Annotated in this window: 15 protein-coding genes, 2 tRNA genes and 1 pseudogene; 11 read left to right on the forward strand and 7 right to left on the reverse strand. The window is 54.7% G+C overall.

Annotated features, from left to right (window positions below):
* Positions 1-177 precede the first annotated feature (177 nt).
* From CIK87_RS01615 to asnS, 5 genes are all read left to right on the forward strand, one after another.
* Positions 178-252, forward strand: a tRNA-Val gene (locus tag CIK87_RS01615).
* A gap of 278 nt (positions 253-530) precedes the next feature.
* A tRNA-Val gene (locus CIK87_RS01620) sits at positions 531-605 on the forward strand.
* Between the two features lie 122 nt (positions 606-727).
* Positions 728-2,074 (forward strand): adenylosuccinate lyase, encoded by a 1,347-nt coding sequence (purB, locus tag CIK87_RS01625; protein WP_022311676.1) that lies wholly within the window; start codon positions 728-730, stop codon positions 2,072-2,074.
* Between the two features lie 73 nt (positions 2,075-2,147).
* The gene (locus tag CIK87_RS01630) at positions 2,148-3,611 is read left to right on the forward strand and encodes a pseudouridine synthase (RefSeq protein ID WP_094384895.1); all 1,464 of its coding nucleotides are present in this window, start codon (positions 2,148-2,150) and stop codon (positions 3,609-3,611) included.
* A gap of 27 nt (positions 3,612-3,638) precedes the next feature.
* Positions 3,639-5,033, forward strand: a complete 1,395-nt coding sequence (gene asnS / locus CIK87_RS01635; RefSeq protein WP_022311674.1) for an asparagine--tRNA ligase — start codon at positions 3,639-3,641, stop codon at positions 5,031-5,033.
* Positions 5,034-5,152: 119 nt separating this feature from the next.
* On the opposite strand, the gene CIK87_RS01640 is transcribed toward asnS, so the two are convergent.
* The gene (locus tag CIK87_RS01640) at positions 5,153-5,575 is read right to left on the reverse strand and encodes a hypothetical protein (protein ID WP_094384897.1); all 423 of its coding nucleotides are present in this window, start codon (positions 5,573-5,575) and stop codon (positions 5,153-5,155) included.
* A gap of 615 nt (positions 5,576-6,190) precedes the next feature.
* Here CIK87_RS01640 and CIK87_RS01650 point away from each other — a divergent pair.
* The 4 genes from CIK87_RS01650 (at position 6,191) to typA (ending at position 12,232) form a co-directional block, all read left to right on the forward strand.
* Positions 6,191-7,414 carry a DUF3575 domain-containing protein gene (locus CIK87_RS01650; protein ID WP_094384901.1) on the forward strand — a complete coding sequence of 408 codons (1,224 nt, stop codon included), beginning with the start codon at positions 6,191-6,193 and terminating at the stop codon, positions 7,412-7,414.
* A complete protein-coding gene (locus CIK87_RS01655) occupies positions 7,411-8,481 on the forward strand; it encodes a DUF6562 domain-containing protein (RefSeq protein WP_094384903.1) in 1,071 nt (356 codons plus the stop codon). The genes CIK87_RS01650 and CIK87_RS01655 overlap by 4 nt, the downstream gene beginning before the upstream one ends.
* A 77-nt stretch (positions 8,482-8,558) precedes the next feature.
* A complete protein-coding gene (locus CIK87_RS01660) occupies positions 8,559-10,208 on the forward strand; it encodes a DUF6562 domain-containing protein (protein WP_144008065.1) in 1,650 nt (549 codons plus the stop codon).
* 221 nt (positions 10,209-10,429) lie between these two features.
* On the forward strand, positions 10,430-12,232 hold the full coding sequence (gene typA / locus CIK87_RS01665) for a translational GTPase TypA (RefSeq protein WP_094384907.1): 1,803 nt from the start codon (positions 10,430-10,432) through the stop codon (positions 12,230-12,232).
* A 229-nt stretch (positions 12,233-12,461) separates the two neighbouring features.
* On the opposite strand, the gene rpsO is transcribed toward typA, so the two are convergent.
* The 6 genes and pseudogenes from rpsO to CIK87_RS01690 all read right to left on the reverse strand — a co-directional run bounded on the left by rpsO (position 12,462) and on the right by CIK87_RS01690 (position 17,230).
* Positions 12,462-12,731 (reverse strand): 30S ribosomal protein S15, encoded by a 270-nt coding sequence (rpsO, locus tag CIK87_RS01670; RefSeq protein ID WP_022311668.1) that lies wholly within the window; start codon positions 12,729-12,731, stop codon positions 12,462-12,464.
* A gap of 177 nt (positions 12,732-12,908) precedes the next feature.
* Positions 12,909-13,025: pseudogene (locus CIK87_RS13860) on the reverse strand (GntR family transcriptional regulator); the annotation flags it as partial.
* Positions 13,007-13,561 carry a hypothetical protein gene (locus CIK87_RS01675; RefSeq protein WP_022311667.1) on the reverse strand — a complete coding sequence of 185 codons (555 nt, stop codon included), beginning with the start codon at positions 13,559-13,561 and terminating at the stop codon, positions 13,007-13,009. The gene CIK87_RS01675 and the pseudogene CIK87_RS13860, both read right to left, overlap by 19 nt.
* Positions 13,562-13,568: 7 nt before the next feature.
* A complete protein-coding gene (locus CIK87_RS01680) occupies positions 13,569-14,414 on the reverse strand; it encodes a S1 RNA-binding domain-containing protein (RefSeq protein ID WP_022311666.1) in 846 nt (281 codons plus the stop codon).
* Positions 14,386-15,090 carry an ABC transporter ATP-binding protein gene (locus CIK87_RS01685; RefSeq protein ID WP_094384909.1) on the reverse strand — a complete coding sequence of 235 codons (705 nt, stop codon included), beginning with the start codon at positions 15,088-15,090 and terminating at the stop codon, positions 14,386-14,388. The genes CIK87_RS01680 and CIK87_RS01685 overlap by 29 nt, the downstream gene beginning before the upstream one ends.
* Before the next feature lie 10 nt (positions 15,091-15,100).
* Positions 15,101-17,230: a cation:proton antiporter gene (locus CIK87_RS01690; RefSeq protein ID WP_094384911.1), complete on the reverse strand. Its 2,130-nt coding sequence runs from the start codon at positions 17,228-17,230 to the stop codon at positions 15,101-15,103.
* Positions 17,231-17,374: 144 nt separating this feature from the next.
* Here CIK87_RS01690 and CIK87_RS01695 point away from each other — a divergent pair, with 144 nt between their 5' ends.
* Both CIK87_RS01695 and CIK87_RS14200 read left to right on the forward strand, forming a co-directional pair.
* A complete protein-coding gene (locus tag CIK87_RS01695) occupies positions 17,375-18,388 on the forward strand; it encodes an aspartate-semialdehyde dehydrogenase (protein WP_094384913.1) in 1,014 nt (337 codons plus the stop codon).
* A gap of 181 nt (positions 18,389-18,569) precedes the next feature.
* The gene (locus CIK87_RS14200; RefSeq protein WP_158216175.1) at positions 18,570-18,728 is read left to right on the forward strand and encodes a hypothetical protein; all 159 of its coding nucleotides are present in this window, start codon (positions 18,570-18,572) and stop codon (positions 18,726-18,728) included.
* The last annotated feature ends 6 nt before the right edge of the window (positions 18,729-18,734 follow it).

The following is an 18,734-nucleotide window of genomic DNA, read 5'->3' on the forward strand; positions in this document are numbered from 1 at the left end:
GCGTCACTGCCCTTTTGCCCTGCGCCATGGTAACGGCGGTGAAGCCGGAAATCATGTGCATTTCGCCCTTGATACCCCCGAAAACCACAAAAATCGCATATTTTTTGAAAAAACATCATGAAAAGTTTGGTGGAGTGCAGAAAAGTCACTACCTTTGCAACCGCTTACGACAAGTAAGGGCGTTTAGCTCAGCTGGTTTAGAGCATCTGCCTTACAAGCAGAGGGTCGGCGGTTCGAATCCGTCAACGCCCACTGGGGTGTTTTCCCGGTAGAGTTCTCTTATGAGACTTTGCCGGGATTTTTTTATTCCCCCAGCGCCCCCATCGTTCTTCTGCCGCCATCCCGATGTGCCGGAGAGGGTGCCATCCGCCATCAGCGTAGTGGCGTAGCCGGCAGCGGTGAACACGCAGCAAGCATCCGTAGTCGCGTCGCAGCAATCCACTATTTTGAAGATTTTTTCAAAAAATATGGGAAAACATTTGGTGGTGTCAGAAATAGTTGCTACCTTTGCAATCGCTTACGAAAAGTAAGGGCGTTTAGCTCAGCTGGTTTAGAGCATCTGCCTTACAAGCAGAGGGTCGGCGGTTCGAATCCGTCAACGCCCACTCCAAGTTGAAGAGTCTTAAAGTTAACTGCTTTAAGACTCTTTTTTTATTTTTTTCGATACATTTACGCTCTGTTTCAGATATTATTATTAATTTTGTGGGCAGTAAATAAAGCATAGAATATGAATTTGGATTTGTTGACCGCCATTTCGCCTATAGATGGCCGTTATAGAGGGAAGACAGAGGCTTTGGCCGAGTATTTTTCTGAGTATGCACTTATCAAGTATCGCGTCCGTGTGGAAATCGAGTACTTCATTACCTTGTGCGAGTTGCCCTTGCCCCAGCTGGCATCGTTTGACCATGCACTGTTTGCCCGCTTGCGCCAGATATACCTGTCGTTCTCTGAGGCCGACGCCCAGCGCGTGAAGGATATCGAGATGATAACCAACCATGACGTCAAGGCCGTCGAGTATTTCATCAAGGAAGAGTTTGACAAGATAGGCGGTTTGGATGCCTACAAGGAGTTTATCCACTTTGGTCTTACCTCTCAGGATATCAACAATACCAGCGTGCCCCTCTCGGTGAAGGACGCGCTCAACGAGGTCTTCTGCCCCCAGGTAGAAGAAGTCATTGACCAGCTGCAGCAGTATGCCGACGAGTGGCGCGACGTGCCCATGCTCGCCAAGACCCACGGCCAGCCCGCTTCGCCCACACGCTTGGGCAAGGAGATTATGGTCTTCGTCTACCGTCTTCAGGAGCAGTTGGCCACCCTTCGTGCCTGCAAACTCACCGCCAAGTTTGGTGGCGCCACCGGCAACTACAATGCCCACCATGTGGCTTATCCCGACTACGATTGGAAGTCCTTTGGCAACCGCTTTGTGAGCGAGAAGCTCGGACTGGAGCGCGAGCAGTATACCACCCAGATTAGCAACTACGACCATCTGGCCTCGGTCTTCGACGCTATGCGCCGCATCAATACCATCCTCATCGACTTGGACCGCGACGTATGGATGTACATCTCCATGGAGTATTTCAAGCAGAAAATCAAGGCCGGCGAGGTTGGCTCGAGTGCCATGCCCCACAAGGTCAACCCCATCGACTTCGAGAACAGCGAGGGCAACCTGGGCATCGCCAATGCCGTGCTGCAGTTCCTCGCCCAGAAACTCCCCGTAAGCCGTCTCCAGCGCGACCTTACCGACTCTACCGTGCTGCGCAATATCGGTGTGCCTATGGGCCACAGCGTCATTGCCTTCCAGAGCACCCTCAAGGGTCTGCGCAAGCTCATCCTCAACGAAGAGCGCATCGAGGCCGACCTGGCCAACACCTGGGCTGTGGTGGCCGAAGCCATCCAGACCATCCTACGCCGTGAGGGCTATCCCCATCCCTATGAGGCGCTCAAGGCGCTCACCCGCACCAATCAGAAGATGACCGAGCAGACCATCCATGAATTCATCGGACAGCTCAACGTGAGCGACAGTGTGAAGGCCGAACTGATGGCTATCACCCCGCTCAACTACACCGGTTTGTAAACTCAACATTATAACCGCAATAACCCTATTATTAACAACAGCCGTGAGGCTATAAAGTATTATCAATTAAATTATGGATTTAGAGAACAATTCGCAGAACCTGAACAATGGTAACAGCGATGCAACCGACGGTTTCGGTTCACAGGAGAAGAAGAGTGTAGGCGCCAGACCACAGCGTCCCCGTATTCGCACCACACGCGCCTACAGTGATAATCGTGACAACAATCAGGAGGGTGGTTTCCGCCCCGAGGGCTTTGGAGCCAATCTCCAGGGCGCTGCGGGTGGCAGCCAGCCAGGCGGCTATCGCCCTCGTTATAATAATGGTGGCGGCTACCAACCCCGTCAGCAGGGCGGTTACCAGTCCCGCCAGCAGGGTGGCTATCAGCCCCGCCAGCAGCAGGGTGGCTATCGTCCACGCTACAACAGCAATGGTGAAGAGGGTGGCTATCAGCCCCGTCAGCAGCAGGGCGGCTACCGTCCCCGCTACAATGCCAACGGCGAAGAGGGTGGCTACCAGCCCCGTCAGCAGCAGGGTGGCTATCGTCCACGCCAGCAGCAGGGTGGCTATCAGCCCCGTCAGCAGGGTGGCTATCAGCCCCGTCAGCAGGGAGGTTATCAGCCCCGTCAGCAGGGTGGTTACCAGCCCCGTCAGCAGGGTGGTTATCAGGGCCGCCAGCAGGGTGGTTATCAGGGCCGCCAGCAGGGTGGTTACGGTCAGCAGCGCGGTGGCTACCGTCAGCGTACAGCCGACTACGACCCACATGCAAAGTATAGCATGAAGAAGCGCATCGAGTACAAGGAAGACCACATCGACCCCAATGAGCCCCTGCGCCTCAACAAGTTCCTCGCCAATGCCGGCGTATGCTCACGCCGCGAGGCCGACGAGTTTATCCAGGCAGGCGTGGTCACCGTCAACGGCCAGGTAGTGACCGAACTGGGTACCAAGGTGCTGCGCACCGACGAGGTGAAGTTCCACGACCAGCCCGTGACCATCGAGAAGAAGGTGTACGTGCTGCTCAACAAGCCCAAGGACTATGTCACCACAGTGGATGACCCCCAGCAGCGCAAGACCGTGATGGACCTCGTCAAGGACGCTTGCCCCGAGCGCATCTACCCCGTGGGTCGTCTTGACCGCAACACGATGGGTGTGCTCCTGCTCACCAACGACGGCGAGCTGGCTTGCAAACTGACCCATCCCAAGTTCCTCAAGAAGAAGGTATATCACGTATATCTCGACAAGAACCTCACCGCTCACGACATGCAGCAGATAGCCGACGGCATCACCCTCGAAGACGGTGAAGTGCACGCCGACGCCATCGAGTATGCCGATGACAACGACAAGAGCCAGGTGGGCATCGAGATTCACAGCGGCAAGAACCGCATCGTGCGCCGTATCTTCGAGAGCCTGGGCTATCATGTCACCAAGCTCGACCGCGTGATGTTTGCCGGTCTTACCAAGAAGAACCTGCGTCGCGGCGACTGGCGCTATCTCACCGAGAAAGAGGTAGACATGCTGCGCATGGGTGCTTTCGAATAATCAGAAACTAAACGACTATAGATAAAGATGAAAAGAACTAAAGTAGTCGATGCCCTCAAGAGCACCGATTTCGGAAAAGAGATAAATGTAAAGGGATGGGTGCGTACCCACCGCAGCAGCAAGGCTGTCGATTTTATTGCGCTCAACGACGGTTCTACCATCAAGAACATCCAGGTGGTAGTCGACCCTGCCAAGTTTGACGCCCAGATGCTCAAGAACATTACCACTGGAGCCTGCATCAGCGCCGTGGGTACACTGGTAGAGAGCCAGGGTGCCGGCCAGACTGTAGAAATCCAGTGCGAGCAGCTCGAGGTCTATGGCCTCTGCGGCAGCGACTATCCCATGCAGAAGAAGGGCCAGACCTTTGAGTATATGCGCCAGTACGGCCATCTGCGCCTGCGCACCAATACCTTCGGAGCCGTGATGCGCATCCGTCACAACATGGCTATGGCCATCCACACCTACTTCCACGAGCACGGGTTCTTCTACTTCCACACTCCGCTCATCACCGCGAGCGACTGCGAGGGTGCCGGCCAGATGTTCCAGGTCACCACGATGAACCTCTACGACCTCAAGAAGGACGAGGATGGCAAAATCAATTACGACAACGACTTCTTCGGCAAGCAGACATCACTCACCGTGAGCGGACAGCTCGAGGGTGAGCTCGGTGCCACTGCCCTGGGTTCCATCTACACCTTCGGCCCCACCTTCCGTGCCGAAAACTCCAACACTCCACGCCACCTGGCTGAGTTCTGGATGGTAGAGCCCGAGGTGGCGTTCATCGACCTCGCCGACCTGATGGACCTCGAGGAAGACTTCATCAAGTACTGCGTCAACTGGGCGCTCGAGCACTGCAAGGACGACCTCGAGTTCCTCAACAAGATGATAGACAAGACTCTCCTGGAGCGCCTCCATTCGGTTGTGGCCGAAGAGTTTGTGCGTCTGCCTTACACCGAGGGTATCAAGATACTCGAAGAGGCTGTCGCCAACGGTCACAAGTTTGAGTTCCCCGTAAGCTGGGGTATGGACCTCGCCAGCGAGCACGAGCGCTTCCTCGTCGAGGAGCACTTCAAGAAGCCCGTCATCATGACCGACTATCCTAAGGAGATCAAGGCCTTCTATATGAAGATTAATGACGACGACCGCACCGTGCAGGGTACCGACGTGCTCTTCCCGCAGATTGGCGAGATTATCGGTGGTAGCGTGCGCGAGGAGAACTATGACAAGCTCATCGGCGAAATCAACCGTCGCAACATCCCTATGAAGGATATGTGGTGGTATCTCGACACCCGCAAGTATGGAAGCTGCCCCCACGGTGGTTTCGGCCTCGGCTTTGAGCGCCTTATCCTCTTCGTGACCGGTATGCAGAACATCCGCGACGTGATACCTTTCCCACGTACTCCCAAGACAGCCGAATTCTAAGAGCGCACCACTGCCTCTCGGACTATAGATACAAAGAGCCGGTAGAGAACTATTCTCCACCGGCTCTTTGGCGTCTTGGGCGGGCGTAGGGATGTACTATGTAGCCGTGTACATGCCCGCTATTTGAATATCTCTGGAAAATTCCAGTACGGGAACATCATATTGTCGTTGCCGAACCTTATCATCCATGCCTTTCCTGCCTTGTCAGACACATAGACTTTGGCAATGGGAAATTCTCCCCAGTCAGCGCCCTTCTTGCAGTATAGTTTGACCACATATTGTTGCGTTCCCAAGTATTCCTTGCGGTCTTTGTCATCTCCTTCTCCCTTGATGTTATAGGTAGAGATCTCCGACCTGCCGCAGTATCCATACTTGGAGTAGTATTTGCTGAACTTAGGGTTCTTGTAGATGGTCAAGGCTATCTTGGTGAGCTCTGTTTGGCGCTGCGTTTCGTCCATAGACGAGAAGGTCTGGCCCAGCACGCTTTGGCTACCGGCTATGAGTAGCAGCGATGCAATGATGGTTCGGATGAAGTTGGTCATAATTGTAACGTTTTAGTTGTAAATCTATTATAGGTTATGAGTTATTGTCGCTATGTCATTTGTAAATATAGCGTTTTTGCATGAATTGGTGTCCGAATTGATGCAAAAAGTTTGCAAAGAGCCGTGGTTTTAAGATAATTTAATCCTTGCATGTGCCTGGCTTTGCTTTCTCGCGCGCGTGTACGCGTATAATATAATAAGGTGGAAACCCACAAGACTTGCCACGCGCCCGAGCCCCCGACTGGCGACAGTCCCAGCGCAGCGCGGCAGACACAGCGTGCTGGACGATGTCGCGACGGTATCTGTATGGGCATCCATGCTGCTCGCAGCGCTCGTGGCCGAGGCGATGGGGCGGGATGCGGTGGGGCTCAGAGCGATAACGAAGGTAGAAAGGGTAGTGGGGTTGCGCAAAAAAGTTGTGCAAAAATGCATGCCGTTAACAATAATTAACGGGGGGTGAATACAACGAATAGGAAATAACCTTAAATTTGCAGCGTACGATAGATACAAATAGACAATCCAATGCCATGCGTGTCAATTGTCTACAACTTTTATCCAAGGATTTGAACCGATAACTCTAACCGATATGAAAGACTGACTTACATCATCACGCTCATGCTAATCGTCTGGATGCCCGTCACAGAGTCCAGGTCGCAGAGTCATGTGGTCAACACCCATTTCAGCGTCTTCTTTCCCGTGGGCAAAACGGTGCTCGATACTGCCTATACCAGTAACGGCTGTAGTCTGTCGGCTATGCTCGACTATCTGTCAGCGGTGCGCCGCGACAGCAGTCTTTTGCTTTTGAATGTCCAGATTACGGGTATGGCGTCGCCCGAAGGCAGTTACCAGACCAATCGCCGTCTCGCCAATCGTCGTGCCCAGGCTCTGGCCTCATGGCTTCGTGCTCATACCGACACAGAGTTGCCCCTCGTGTTGGCAGACAATATGGGTGTGGGCTGGTCGTTGCTCGATACCCTCACCCTCGATAGCCCCAGGTTGTCGCCCTACACTGCGTCGATGGCGCATATCCTGTCGCTCGACTCTACCCAGGTCTCCTATCACCGCGGTCTGACGATAGACCGCCGCGTGCTGCTCCTGCGCCGCGCCCAGGGTGGCCGACTCTGGCCCATACTCATGCGCGATGTCTATCCCCAGATGCGTATGGCACGTGCCGAGGTCGACGTGGCACGCGTAGAGACACCTCCCACCATCGTATGTCCGGCTCCCGAACCCATGCCCGAGCCTGCGCCAGCCGCTCCCACGGTAGTGCCATCTACGGCAGACACTGTGGCGACGGCGGCAGAGACTCCCTGTCAGCGCCATATCATCCTCAAGACCAATGCCGTGGCTTGGGCGTTTCTCATCTCCAATATCGCCATTGAGATGGATGTCGCCCCTCATTGGTCGGTGGCTCTGCCCGTGAACTTCTCAGCATGGAACTATTTCAGCAACAGCCGCAAATACCGCATCTTCTCGCTCTATCCCGAGTGTCGCTATTGGCCCTCAGCCTGCAATACCGGCTTCTTTGTGGGAGCCCATCTCGGCATGGCTTACTATAATGTGGCTTTTGGCGGACGATATCGCACCCAGGACCGTGGCGGTCATCGTCCGGCGCTCGGTGGTGGCGTGTCGGCAGGACTGCGACTTCCCGTCAGCCGCAACCGTCGTTGGCAGATGGAGCTCTCTGCCGGTGTTGGCGTCTATTCGCTCAACCACGACAAGTTCTACAACCAGCCCAACGGCCTCAAGGCATATACCGAGAACAAGACCTACACGGGTATAGACCAGGCTTCGCTGTCGCTCTGTTATGTGTTTGACTTCAAACGAGGGAGAAAATGATGATGCCAAACCAGTCCACTATACTCCGCCGCCTCTGCTGCCTGCATGCAAGGATGCTGCTGGCAGTGCTGCCGCTGCTCCTTGTGGGATGTGGAGTGCATGAGTTTCCCGACGTGCCCGACACGGCGAAGGTCAGTCTGCATCTGCGGTTTGATACCGATATGCCCCAGGTCTACTACACCCTCTCGCGCACTGGAGCCCCCGTCCAGGTTACCTCTGTCCGCACCCGTGGCACGATGAGATACATCATCCGTCTCTATCCTCAAGCCTCTGCTGCCCAGGCAATTCCCGTCCGCGAATACATCGTGCGTCGCGACGTCAGCCAGGGCTATGATGCCGATATAGACCTCGACGCCCCTGCCGGCAGCTATCGCGTCATGGTGTGGGCCGACCTCTCTGAGGATGATGCCGGTGTAGGTGGCTTCTACGATGCTTCCGATTTTTCCAGCATCAGAGCCCTCACGCCCTATCAGGGCAGCACCGACTACCGCGATGCGTTCAGAGGTGAGGCCGAGGCTGTCGTCGCCACCAGCACCAGTGAGCAGGCGCCCGTCGGAGTCACCGTGCAGATGACCCGCCCGCTCGCCAAGTTTGAGTTTGTGGCCAATGATGTGCGCCTCTTTATCGAGCAGCAGTCGGCAGCCATAGCCGGCCATACGCCCGTCGAGCCTTCTACGGGAGCCGCGACGCCTGCCGTAGACCTGGATATGTTCACCGTGCGCATCATCTACAACGGCTACGCACCCAACACCTATAATATATTTACCGACAAGCCCACCGACGCCATTATGGGAGTGGTCTGCGATGGCCGCGTGGAGCGCCTGTCTGCCGACGAAGCCTCGTTGGGGTTTGACTATGTGCTCGTCAACGGCCACGCCTCCGAGGTCACCGTGCAGTTGGGCATCTACGATCGCCAGGGTCGTCAGGTTTCGCTCTCCCGCGCCGTCAACGTGCCGCTCCAGCGCAGCCGCCATACCATCGTCAGAGGCGAGTTCCTCACCCAGACTGCCACGGGTGGCGTAAGCGTCAACCCCGGTTACGACGGCGAGTTCAATGTCTTCTACTGACATTCCCCTTACCATAGAACAACTAATTCACATTGTTTTATATATCAATTATCTTAATCATCTAAATTATTTACAAAATGAAAAAAGTAACTATCTTTGGAATGTTTGCCGCTCTGATGCTGGCAAACTCGTGTTCGGACGACAACAATGTCTCGCAGGCAGACAGCAGTCTTGCCCAGGTAACGTTCAAGGTAAGCGCCGATGGTGCCCTTACCCGTGCTATCAGTGACGGCACCACCGTCGATGAGCTTGTCTATCGTGTGTTTGACAAGAATGGCAACCCCATTGATGCACTGCCCCTCGTTAAAGTGTCTGCAACCGACCTCAGCTCCGGCCATACGGTAGCGCTCATCTTGGCAAAGGGCCAGACCTACAAGGTAGCCTTCTGGGCCCAGAAAGCCGGAACCACTGCTTACTCCGTGAATGACAACATGCAGGTTTCGGTCAACTACAGCGGCGCCAACAATGACGAGAGTCGCGACGCATTCTTCAATGCCGTTGAGATAACCGTCAATGGCGATGTCGCTCAGACCGTTGAACTCAAGCGCCCCTTCGCCCAGCTCAATGTGGGTACTACTACAGCAGACTGGAATGCAGCTGTAGCTTCGGGCGCCACTTTCGACGAATCAAAGGTGACCGTGAAGCAGGCAGCCACTACGCTGAATGTGCTTGACGGCAAGGTATCTGGCGCCGCCGATGTCAACTTTACCTATGCTGCTAAGCCTGGCGAGTCCCTGAAGGTCGATGCCGATGGTGATGGCACTAAGGAGGATTACGAGTATCTCTCCATGAGCTACATTCTGCCCAACGACGCTACCGACGGTACCCAGAAGACCCTGGCTTCGGCTGAATTTACCTTCAAGACAGCATCCGGCACCGAAATCGTAGTCAAGAACGGTCTGCAGAACCTGCCCCTCCAGCGCAATTACCGCACCAATATCGTGGGCAACATCCTCTCTGGTACTACCACATTCTCCGTAGTGGTCGACCCTGCTTTCTCCACTCCTGACCACAACACCACCTACCGCATGGTACATGCTTCGACCCAAGCCGAGATGACTGCTGCTGCCTCTCAGCCCAACACCGTTGTGAAGTTGGCTGCCGGCAACTCCTATACTCTCTCTACTGCACCTGCCGACGGCGTGGTATTCTCCAGCGACGATGCCGCTACGACCACAATCAGTATTCCCGCCGCTGTAACTGCCACGAATGTTTCGTTTGAGAATGTCACCGTAGAGTCGCCCAATGCCGACTACGTAGGTATCCAGCATGCTACCACGGTGAAGTACAAAGGCTGCGTGATTACCGGCCAACCCTTCTCTTATGCAGCCGATGCTTCGTATGAAGACTGTAACTTTGTGCAGACCGTGAGCACCAGTTACAACATCTGGACCTATGGTTCATCTAACATTACCTTTACCCGCTGCGCCTTCAGCTGCGCCGGCAAGAGTGTGCTCATCTACAACGAAGGTTCCATAACAGGCCAGACAGCCACATTCCAGGACTGCACCTTTAACGCCTCGGCTTCCGTTACAGGCAAGGCTGCCATAGAGATTGACAGCTCTCTCCCCGCAGGCGTAGGCACTCCCTACAAGGTGGTTATCAACAACTGCACAGCTACCGGATTCGACAACGGCTCTGTCAGCGGCAACTCGCTGTGGAACGAGAAGAGGGGTACCAAGGCTACCGTCATCGTCGACGGTGTTACCGTGAAGAACCCTTCATAGACTGATATAATCCCAAGACCTTAGGGTCTCTACTCTGCGACGGGCTGCCAACTGCGAGAGCGTGCTGGCAGCCCGTATTCTGTAGCAATTCATTCCTTGTAATACTCAGTACATTAGTAAATTATCATAAATTACCGCGAGTCATGTCAAAAAACTCAACAAGTATGTCTTTTTGTCCGATAGTTTCAGTAACTTTGCATCCGAATTTAAGGTAACATTTGATGCAAGACATTAGGAATATTGCAGTGATTGCACACGTCGACCACGGTAAAACTACGCTGGTCGACAAGATGATGCTCGCCGGAAAACTCTTCCGTGAGGGCCAGGATAATAGTGGTGAGGTGTTGGATGCTAACGATTTGGAACGTGAGCGCGGTATCACCATCCTCTCCAAAAACGTTTCTATCAACTGGAAAGGTGTTAAGATAAATATCCTCGACACGCCGGGTCACTCCGACTTCGGTGGCGAGGTAGAGCGTGTGCTCAATATGGCCGACGGCTGTCTGCTGCTCGTCGACGCCTTTGAGGGCCCTATGCCCCAGACCCGATTTGTGCTGCAGAAGGCGCTGCAGTTGGGCTTGAAGCCCATCGTGGTGGTCAACAAGGTAGACAAACCCAACTGCCGTCCCGAGCAGGTCTATGAGATGGTGTTCGACCTTATGTGCGACCTCAACGCCACCGAAGACCAGCTTGATTTCCCTGTCGTTTATGGCTCTGCCAAGAACGGCTGGATGTCGGCAGACTGGACCAAGCCTACCGACAATATCGAATATCTGCTCGACGAGATACTCGAGAAGATTCCTGCTCCACGCCAGTTGGACGGAACGCCCCAGATGCTTATCACTTCGCTCGACTATAGCAGCTACACGGGTCGTATCGCCGTGGGCCGCGTGCATCGTGGCGTGCTGCGCGATGGTATGAACATCACCATCTGTCACCGCGACGGCAGCAAGGAGAAGACCAAGATTAAGGAGCTGCATACCTTTGAGGGTATGGGTCACAAGAAGACCGCCGAGGTATGCTCTGGCGACATCTGTGCCGTTATCGGTCTCGAGCGTTTCGAGATTGGCGACACCATCGCTGACTTCGAGAACCCCGAGCCTCTGCCACCCATCGCCATCGACGAGCCTACGATGAGTATGCTCTTCACCATCAACGATAGTCCTTTCTTCGGCCGTGAGGGCAAGTTCTGCACCTCGCGCCACATCAACGACCGACTGCAGAAGGAGCTGGAGAAGAACCTCGCGCTCCGCGTCGTTCCTGTCGAGGGCTGTACCGACCGTTGGATTGTCAGCGGCCGTGGTGTGCTCCACCTCTCTGTGCTCATCGAGACCATGCGCCGCGAGGGCTATGAGCTCCAGGTAGGTCAGCCACAGGTTATCTACAAGGAGATAGACGGCCAGAAGTGCGAGCCCATTGAGGAACTCACCATCAATGTGCCCCAGGACTTCTCCAGCAAGATGATTGACATGGTTACTCGTCGCAAGGGCGAGCTCGTGGGTATGGATACCGAGGGCGACCGCGTCAATATACAGTTTGAGATACCCTCCCGCGGTATCATTGGTCTGCGTACCAATGTGCTCACCGCCTCTCAGGGCGAGGCCATCATGGCCCACCGTTATAAGGAGTATCAGCCGTTCAAGGGCGAGATTATTCGTCGTACCAATGGTTCGATGATAGCCCTCGAGACGGGTACCGCCTACGCCTATTCGATTGACAAGCTGCAGGACCGTGGCAAGTTCTTCATCGACCCGGGCGAGGAGGTATATGCCGGCGAGGTTGTGGGCGAGCACGTTCATGACAACGACCTGGTCATCAATGTCACCAAGGCCAAGCAGCTCACCAACGTCCGCGCCAGCGGTAGCGACGAGAAGGCCCGTGTCATCCCCAAGGTGGTGATGAGTCTCGAGGAGTGTCTGGAGTATATCAAGGGCGACGAGTATGTCGAGGTGACACCCAAGAGCATGCGTATGCGCAAGGTGCTGCTCGACCATCTCGAGCGTAAGCGTGCCAACAAGGAGTAACTGCCTCACCATAGGCATCCTATAGACTGCGTCTGTCGCGGCTCTTGCCCGTCAGACTGCCGGCGGCAAGCCCATCCCGCCGGCTGCAATCCCAAGCTGTGTCAAGCTATCCTGTCGATAGCTTGGCACAGTTTCTTTTTGTGCCAGACAGAGGTACAACAAAAAAGGATGCCCATCCTTGCGGACGGGCATCCTTGTATGGGTCTTTCGACCAACCGTTGCGTTGCGATTACTTACGCAGACCGAGAGCCTTGATGATGGCGCGGTAGCGGTTGATGTCGATGCGATAGAGATAGTCGAGCAGCGCGCGACGCTTACCTACGAGCTGAGTCAGTGAGCGGGTGGTAACGAAGTCCTTGCGGTTCTGCTTTACGTGCTCAGTGAGGTGAGCGATACGATAGGTGAACAGAGCAATCTGGCTCTCGGCAGAACCAGTGTTCTTGGCGTCATTACCATACTGTGCGAAGATCTCTTCTTTCTTAGCTTTGTCTAAATACATGATTATAAGTTGATTAATTGTTGTGCTATTACATCCATCGGGCGCCTGCTGGCCTTAATCACAACCGGCCACGCCTTCGAATGCATCGGATTTTCCGAAATTGCGGTGCAAAGGTACTGCTTTTTGCGCTAACTGCCAAGCATTTTGCCGATTATTTTGTTTACAGCTGCCACAATCTCAGTCTTTTTGCGCTACGAGTCTTATGCCTCCGTCCTCCATGACGATGAGTCTGCGTCGGTAGAGGTCGCCGATGGCCTTCTTATAGACCTTCTTGCTCACCTCGAAGCGCGCCTTGCCTTTCTATCTGTTATTCCTGTTGCTTGTTGGCGTTGTGCCCGTACTTTATAGACGCTATCTCTTGCCTTCTCAGTTGCCCACGACGGCTTGCGATTCATTTTTTGCTTATAGACAATATCTACTCGATGGCCGTTTCTCTTGATGCCTGTTATATAGTCGGGGCTGAGAAGGGGTTCGTATAACGTCCCGATGGGAAGAGACTGGTAGTAAACGGTGTCATTCTTATGTATAGTGATACCTTTACGCCTTATAAAGTCCTTCCATGCCATTGCTTTTACATCGGCAGGAAGTTTGAAAAGTATCATTGTCTTTACTCCCATTCTCTTGTATTTCTCTTCTACTTTCAGCCAGCCCATATAGGTTATCTCTGAAGAATGAAATAACGCATCACTTGTTAGATATCTCTTGCCGTCATGTGTCTCGATAGTGAAAAGGACAGAGTTGCTAACCCTCTGTTTCTCTCTGAAATCCCTTTGGGCATAGATATGACAGGTGAAGGTAGATAAAAGGATAAAGGACAATAGCTTCCTCATCTTGTTTTCATACTTTGTCTATCAGGCGTATGCCTCCGTTCTCCATGACGATGAGTCTGCGTCGGTAGAGGTCACCGATGGCCTTCTTATAGACCTTCTTGCTCACCTCGAAGCGCGCCTTTATCTCCTCGGCATCGCTCTTGTCGCCCAGTTCGCAGTATCCGTCGTGCTGTTGCAGCCAGTTGAGCAGCGTCTCCGAGAAGTCGAGTGTCTGCTGGCGGCCTGTGGGCTGCAGCGTGAGGTCTATCTTGCCGTCGGGGCGTACGCAGGCGATGTAAGCCTTCATGCGGTCGCCCGTCTGCACGTGCTTGAATATCTGGTCGCGGTAGATGAGGCCGGCATACTGGTTGTCGATGATGACCTTGAAGCCCAGATCGGTCTTCTGCCATATCATGATGTCTACCTCGTCGCCGGCGTTGTATGTGGGCTTTTCCTTGTTGAGGTATTTCTCCACCTTCGCCGTAGCCATAATGCGGTAGCTCTCTTCGTCGATGGTCACATAGACGATGTACGACGAACCTATCTCCATGCGGCGTTTCTGTTCGCGGAAGGGGCAGAAGAGGTCTTTCATCAGGCCCCAGTTGAGGAAGGCACCGTATTCGTTCACCCACGAGCACTCGAGGTAGGCAAAGTCGCCCGGCTTAGCCAGCGGGTGCTCGGTGGTAGCCACGAGGCGTTCGTCCTGGTCGAGGTACAGAAACACGTCGAGTTCGTCACCTATCTTATAATCTTTGGGTACATAGCGTTTGGGCAGCAGTATCTCGCCCTCATCGCCTCCGTCGAGGTAGAGTCCGAAGTCTACCTCTTTCACTATTTTCAGCAGGTTATATGCTCCCAGTTGTATCTTCTCCATTGTCTTCTTGATTTGGTGTTTCGGTGTGGATGATCATGCCGTCCTTCAGGTGGATGGTGCGGTCGGTGATGGCAGCCAGCTGTTCGTCGTGGGTCACGATGACAAAGGTCTGGCCCATCTTCTCGCGCAGGTCGAAGAAGAGCTGGTGCAACTCCTGCTTGTTCTTGCTGTCGAGCGAGCCGCTGGGTTCGTCGGCCAGTATCACGTCGGGGTCGTTGACGAGCGCTCTTGCCACGGCGATGCGCTGCTTTTCACCTCCTGAGAGTTGGGCGGGCTTGTGCTGTGCCCGCTCTTCGAGTCCCATAAACTGCAGCAGCTGCATGGCTTTCTCGCGAGCCTCGCTCTTGCTTGTTCCGGCGATGAGGGCGGGAATCATGATGTTTTCGATGGCGGTAAATTCGGGCAGAAGCTGATGGAACTGGAACACGAAACCGATATGACGGTTACGGAAATCGCTCAGCTTGTTCGACTTCAGCCGGCTTACCTCTACGCCGTCGATGCACACCTGTCCGCCATCGGGCTTGTCCAGTGTGCCTATTATCTGCAGCAGTGTGGTCTTGCCGGCACCGCTGGGGCCGACGATACTCAGTATCTCGCCCTTGTCGATGTGCAGGTCTATGCCCTTGAGCACCTGCAGCGAGCCGAAACTCTTGGTTATGCCTTTGATATCTATCATAGTGTCTGTCTTAGTTCTTGTGACGCCAGTGCTTGGCTATCCAGTTGTGTATCATGTCATAAGCGCTGTCTTCCTCCGTGTGCTGTGGCTGGGCGAAGGTCATCTCGTCCATGGTGCCTCCATACTGGTCGGGGAAGATTATCATCAGGTTGGTACCGTTGAAGTAGTGCTCTATCTCGTAGGGCAGCTTCTCCTGCGCCGACTTGTACGACACCGTGCCCTTGCGGGCTGTCACCACCACAAACAGGTGGTCGTCGGCAATCGTCGTAGCCAGATGCGGCAACTGGTTCCAGTGGTTCATGCTTATGTATTCGGCCCTGAGCGCGGGGTGCTGGTTGCGCACCCATTCGGTAATCAGTGCCATGGTGTCTTCGCGGGCGTGGTAGGTGATGCGACATTCCAGGTTCTCAGCCATACGGGCCAGTCGTTCCATCCATCGATAGAATCCAGGCTCATACTGGGCCCTCGACGGCACAGCCACCTGTATGCGGCGCAGCGTGGAGAGCGGCTGGTTGAGGCGCGCCATGATAATCTGGCAGTTGAGTCCGTTGAAGAGACTCTGGTGGAAGTTTCCCCAGAATTTGTTGGACTTGTCGGCGTGCATGTGCATGCCTATGAGTATCTCCGAAGCCTGAAACTCCTTGAAGGCATGCTTGATGCCGTTGGCTATGTTGGCGGCTATGCGCACCTGAGTCTCCATCTGCACGTCTGCTGATGCGGCATGGCGCACCAGATGTTCCAGCAGCTTCTGCCCCTCTTCCTGGTTCTGCATCAGGTCGGCGTCGTCGTAGACCACGTTGAGGCCCACGATGGGCGTCTTCAGCTTGGGGTTGCGCATCATGAACGCCATTGACATCAGCTGGTCGGCATACTCGGGATATTTCACCGGCACCAGTATCTTCTCGTTGTCCTTGCTGGGGTTCTTGGGTGCATACTCCTTGTCGCGGAACACTATCTGCTGCGCCGCCCTGTCGGTGACGATGGTCGAGATGACGCAGGTGAAGAGTATCATCAGCACCACGCCGTTGAGCAGCGTGTCGTCTATCATCGATACGCCTCCGGGCGAGGTCAGCTTCATGCCCGTCATCAGTATGGCTATGGCTCCGGCGGCATGTGCCGAGGTGAGACCAAACATCATGTTGCCCGATGTCCACGGCAGCCGCAGTGCCACCGATGAGATGTAGGCTGCCAGCGCCTTGCCCAGCGTGCCGAAGATGGTAATCACCGCTGCCACCCAGATGATTTGCCCTCCGGTGAAGAGCAGCCTCACGTTGATGAGCATGCCCACACCTATCAGGAAGTAGGGGATAAACAGGGCGTTGCCGATAAACTCGATGCGGTTCATCAGCGGCGACAGGCGGGGTATGTATCTGTTGAGTATCAGTCCGGCAAGGAATGCGCCGAGGATGCCTTCAAGCCCAGCCAACCCCGACAGCACGGCACTCATGAAGAGTATGGCGAGCACAAAGATAAACTGCATCACCGAGTCGCTGTATCGGCGCAGAAAGCAGCGCGTCAGCCTCGGTATCACCATGCTCATAAACAGGCAGAGCGCCACGGTCTTGGCGGCAAACAGAGCCCAGAACCCTATGCCGCTGTCGCCCTGGTGTATGCCCACGATGGCTGCCAGCGCCATGAGCGCCATGAAGAGCGACAGCATCGACGACCCCACGCTCAGCGCCACACTCGGTTTGCGCTGCAGACCATAACGTCCCACGATGGGGTATGCCACCAGCGTGTTTGAAGCCATCAGACAGCCCAGCAGCAGACAGGTCTGCACCGGATAACCCAGTATCCAGCGCGCAGCGCCACCCGTGAGCAGTGCCGGCAGGATAAAGGTGAGTATGCCGTAGATACCCATCTGACCCTTCGTACGCTTCACGCCCTCCATATCCATCTCCAGGGCGGCGAGGAACATGATGTAGTACATGCCCACCTTGCCGAAGAGCTCGAAAGAGGCGTCGCGCGAGAGTATATTCAGACCGTAGCTGCCTATCGCCATACCCGCCAGCACCATGCCGATGATGTGGGGAATACGCAACTTGCCCATGATGATTGGCGCAAAGAGGATGATGAGCAGCACGACAAAGAATATGATTGTCGGGTCGGTTATGGGGAAATATTGGGATAAATCGGGCATAGCTCTCTGTGACGTATAAATCTACTGCAAAGGTCCGAAAAAAATGTCACATTTGATGATAAAATCCCTAAAAATTAACTGATAAGTGCCCCAAATGTTGTAATTTTGCACACGATAACAGATAATCAATAAGAAATAAACAAAATGAAAGTAGCAATTGTGGGCGCGAGTGGCGCTGTAGGACAAGAGTTTCTTCGTATTCTCGCAGAGAGAGAGTTTCCCATCGATGAGCTGGTACTGTTTGGCTCCAAGCGCAGCGCAGGTACCAAATACGCTTTCAAAGGTAAAGAGTACGAAGTCCAGCTGCTCCAGCACAACGACGACTTCCGCGATATAGATATAGCCTTCGTTTCTGCCGGTGGCGGCACTTCCAAGGAGTTTGCCGAGACCATCACCAAGCACGGTGCGGTGATGATAGACAATTCCAGCGCCTTCCGCATGGACGAGGACGTGCCACTGGTAGTGCCCGAGGTCAATCCCGAGGACGCCCTCAACCGCCCCCGTGGCATCATCGCCAACCCCAACTGTACCACCATCATGATGGTCGTAGTGCTGCAGCCCATCGAGAAGCTCAGCCACATCCGCCGTGTCCATGTCTCTTCTTATCAGAGCGCCAGCGGTGCAGGTGCCGCAGCCATGGCCGAACTCGAGCAGCAGTACCGTGAGGTTCTCACCGAGGGCAAGGTAAAGACCATCAACAAGTTTCCCCATCAGCTGGCCTACAACGTCATTCCACAGATTGACGTGATGACCGACAACGACTATACCAAGGAGGAGATGAAGATGTATAATGAGACCCGCAAGATTATGCACAGCGACGTGCGCACCAGCGCCACCTGTGTGCGCGTCTCTTCGCTCCGCTCTCACTCCGAGTCTGTGTGGATAGAGACCGAGCGTCCGCTCACTGTCGACGAGGTGCGCTCTGCCATCGCTGCAGCTCCCGGTTGCACCCTCGAGGACGACCCCCAGCACTATGTTTATCCCATGCCGCTTGAGAGTGCGGGCAAGGACGATGTCTTCGTAGGCCGCGTGCGCCGCGACCTGGCCGACGACCATGGCATCACCCTCTGGCTTACCGGCGACCAGATACGCAAGGGCGCCGCGCTCAATGCCGTGCAGATAGCCGAGTATCTCGTCAAGGTGGGCAATGTGAAGTAAAGCCCCACGCTGATATACCATCGGGCCACCGCCAGCCATCCTGTAGAGAGCAGTAGGGCAGGCGGTGGCTTTTTCTTTGCCTCAGCCACGGGGGGAGGTTAGGGCAGCGCCCCGTCAGAGAAAAAATATGGGCATGGGGTGTAATAATAGCGCCCCGCCGTCGTCTTATGATAAAATGACAATGAAAACAGAGATGACCGACAGACAACTGGTGACGCTCGTGCTGGGCGGCAAGACCCAGGCTTACAGCGATATCGTGAGCCGACATTCGGCCCTGGTCTTTGCCAAGGCCATGGGCGTGGTGCGATGTCGTGACCTGGCTGCCGAGATAGCCCAGTAGACCTTT

Origin of the sequence: Prevotella sp. P5-64 (assembly GCF_002251285.1) — a bacterium.
Taxonomy (GTDB): domain Bacteria; phylum Bacteroidota; class Bacteroidia; order Bacteroidales; family Bacteroidaceae; genus Prevotella.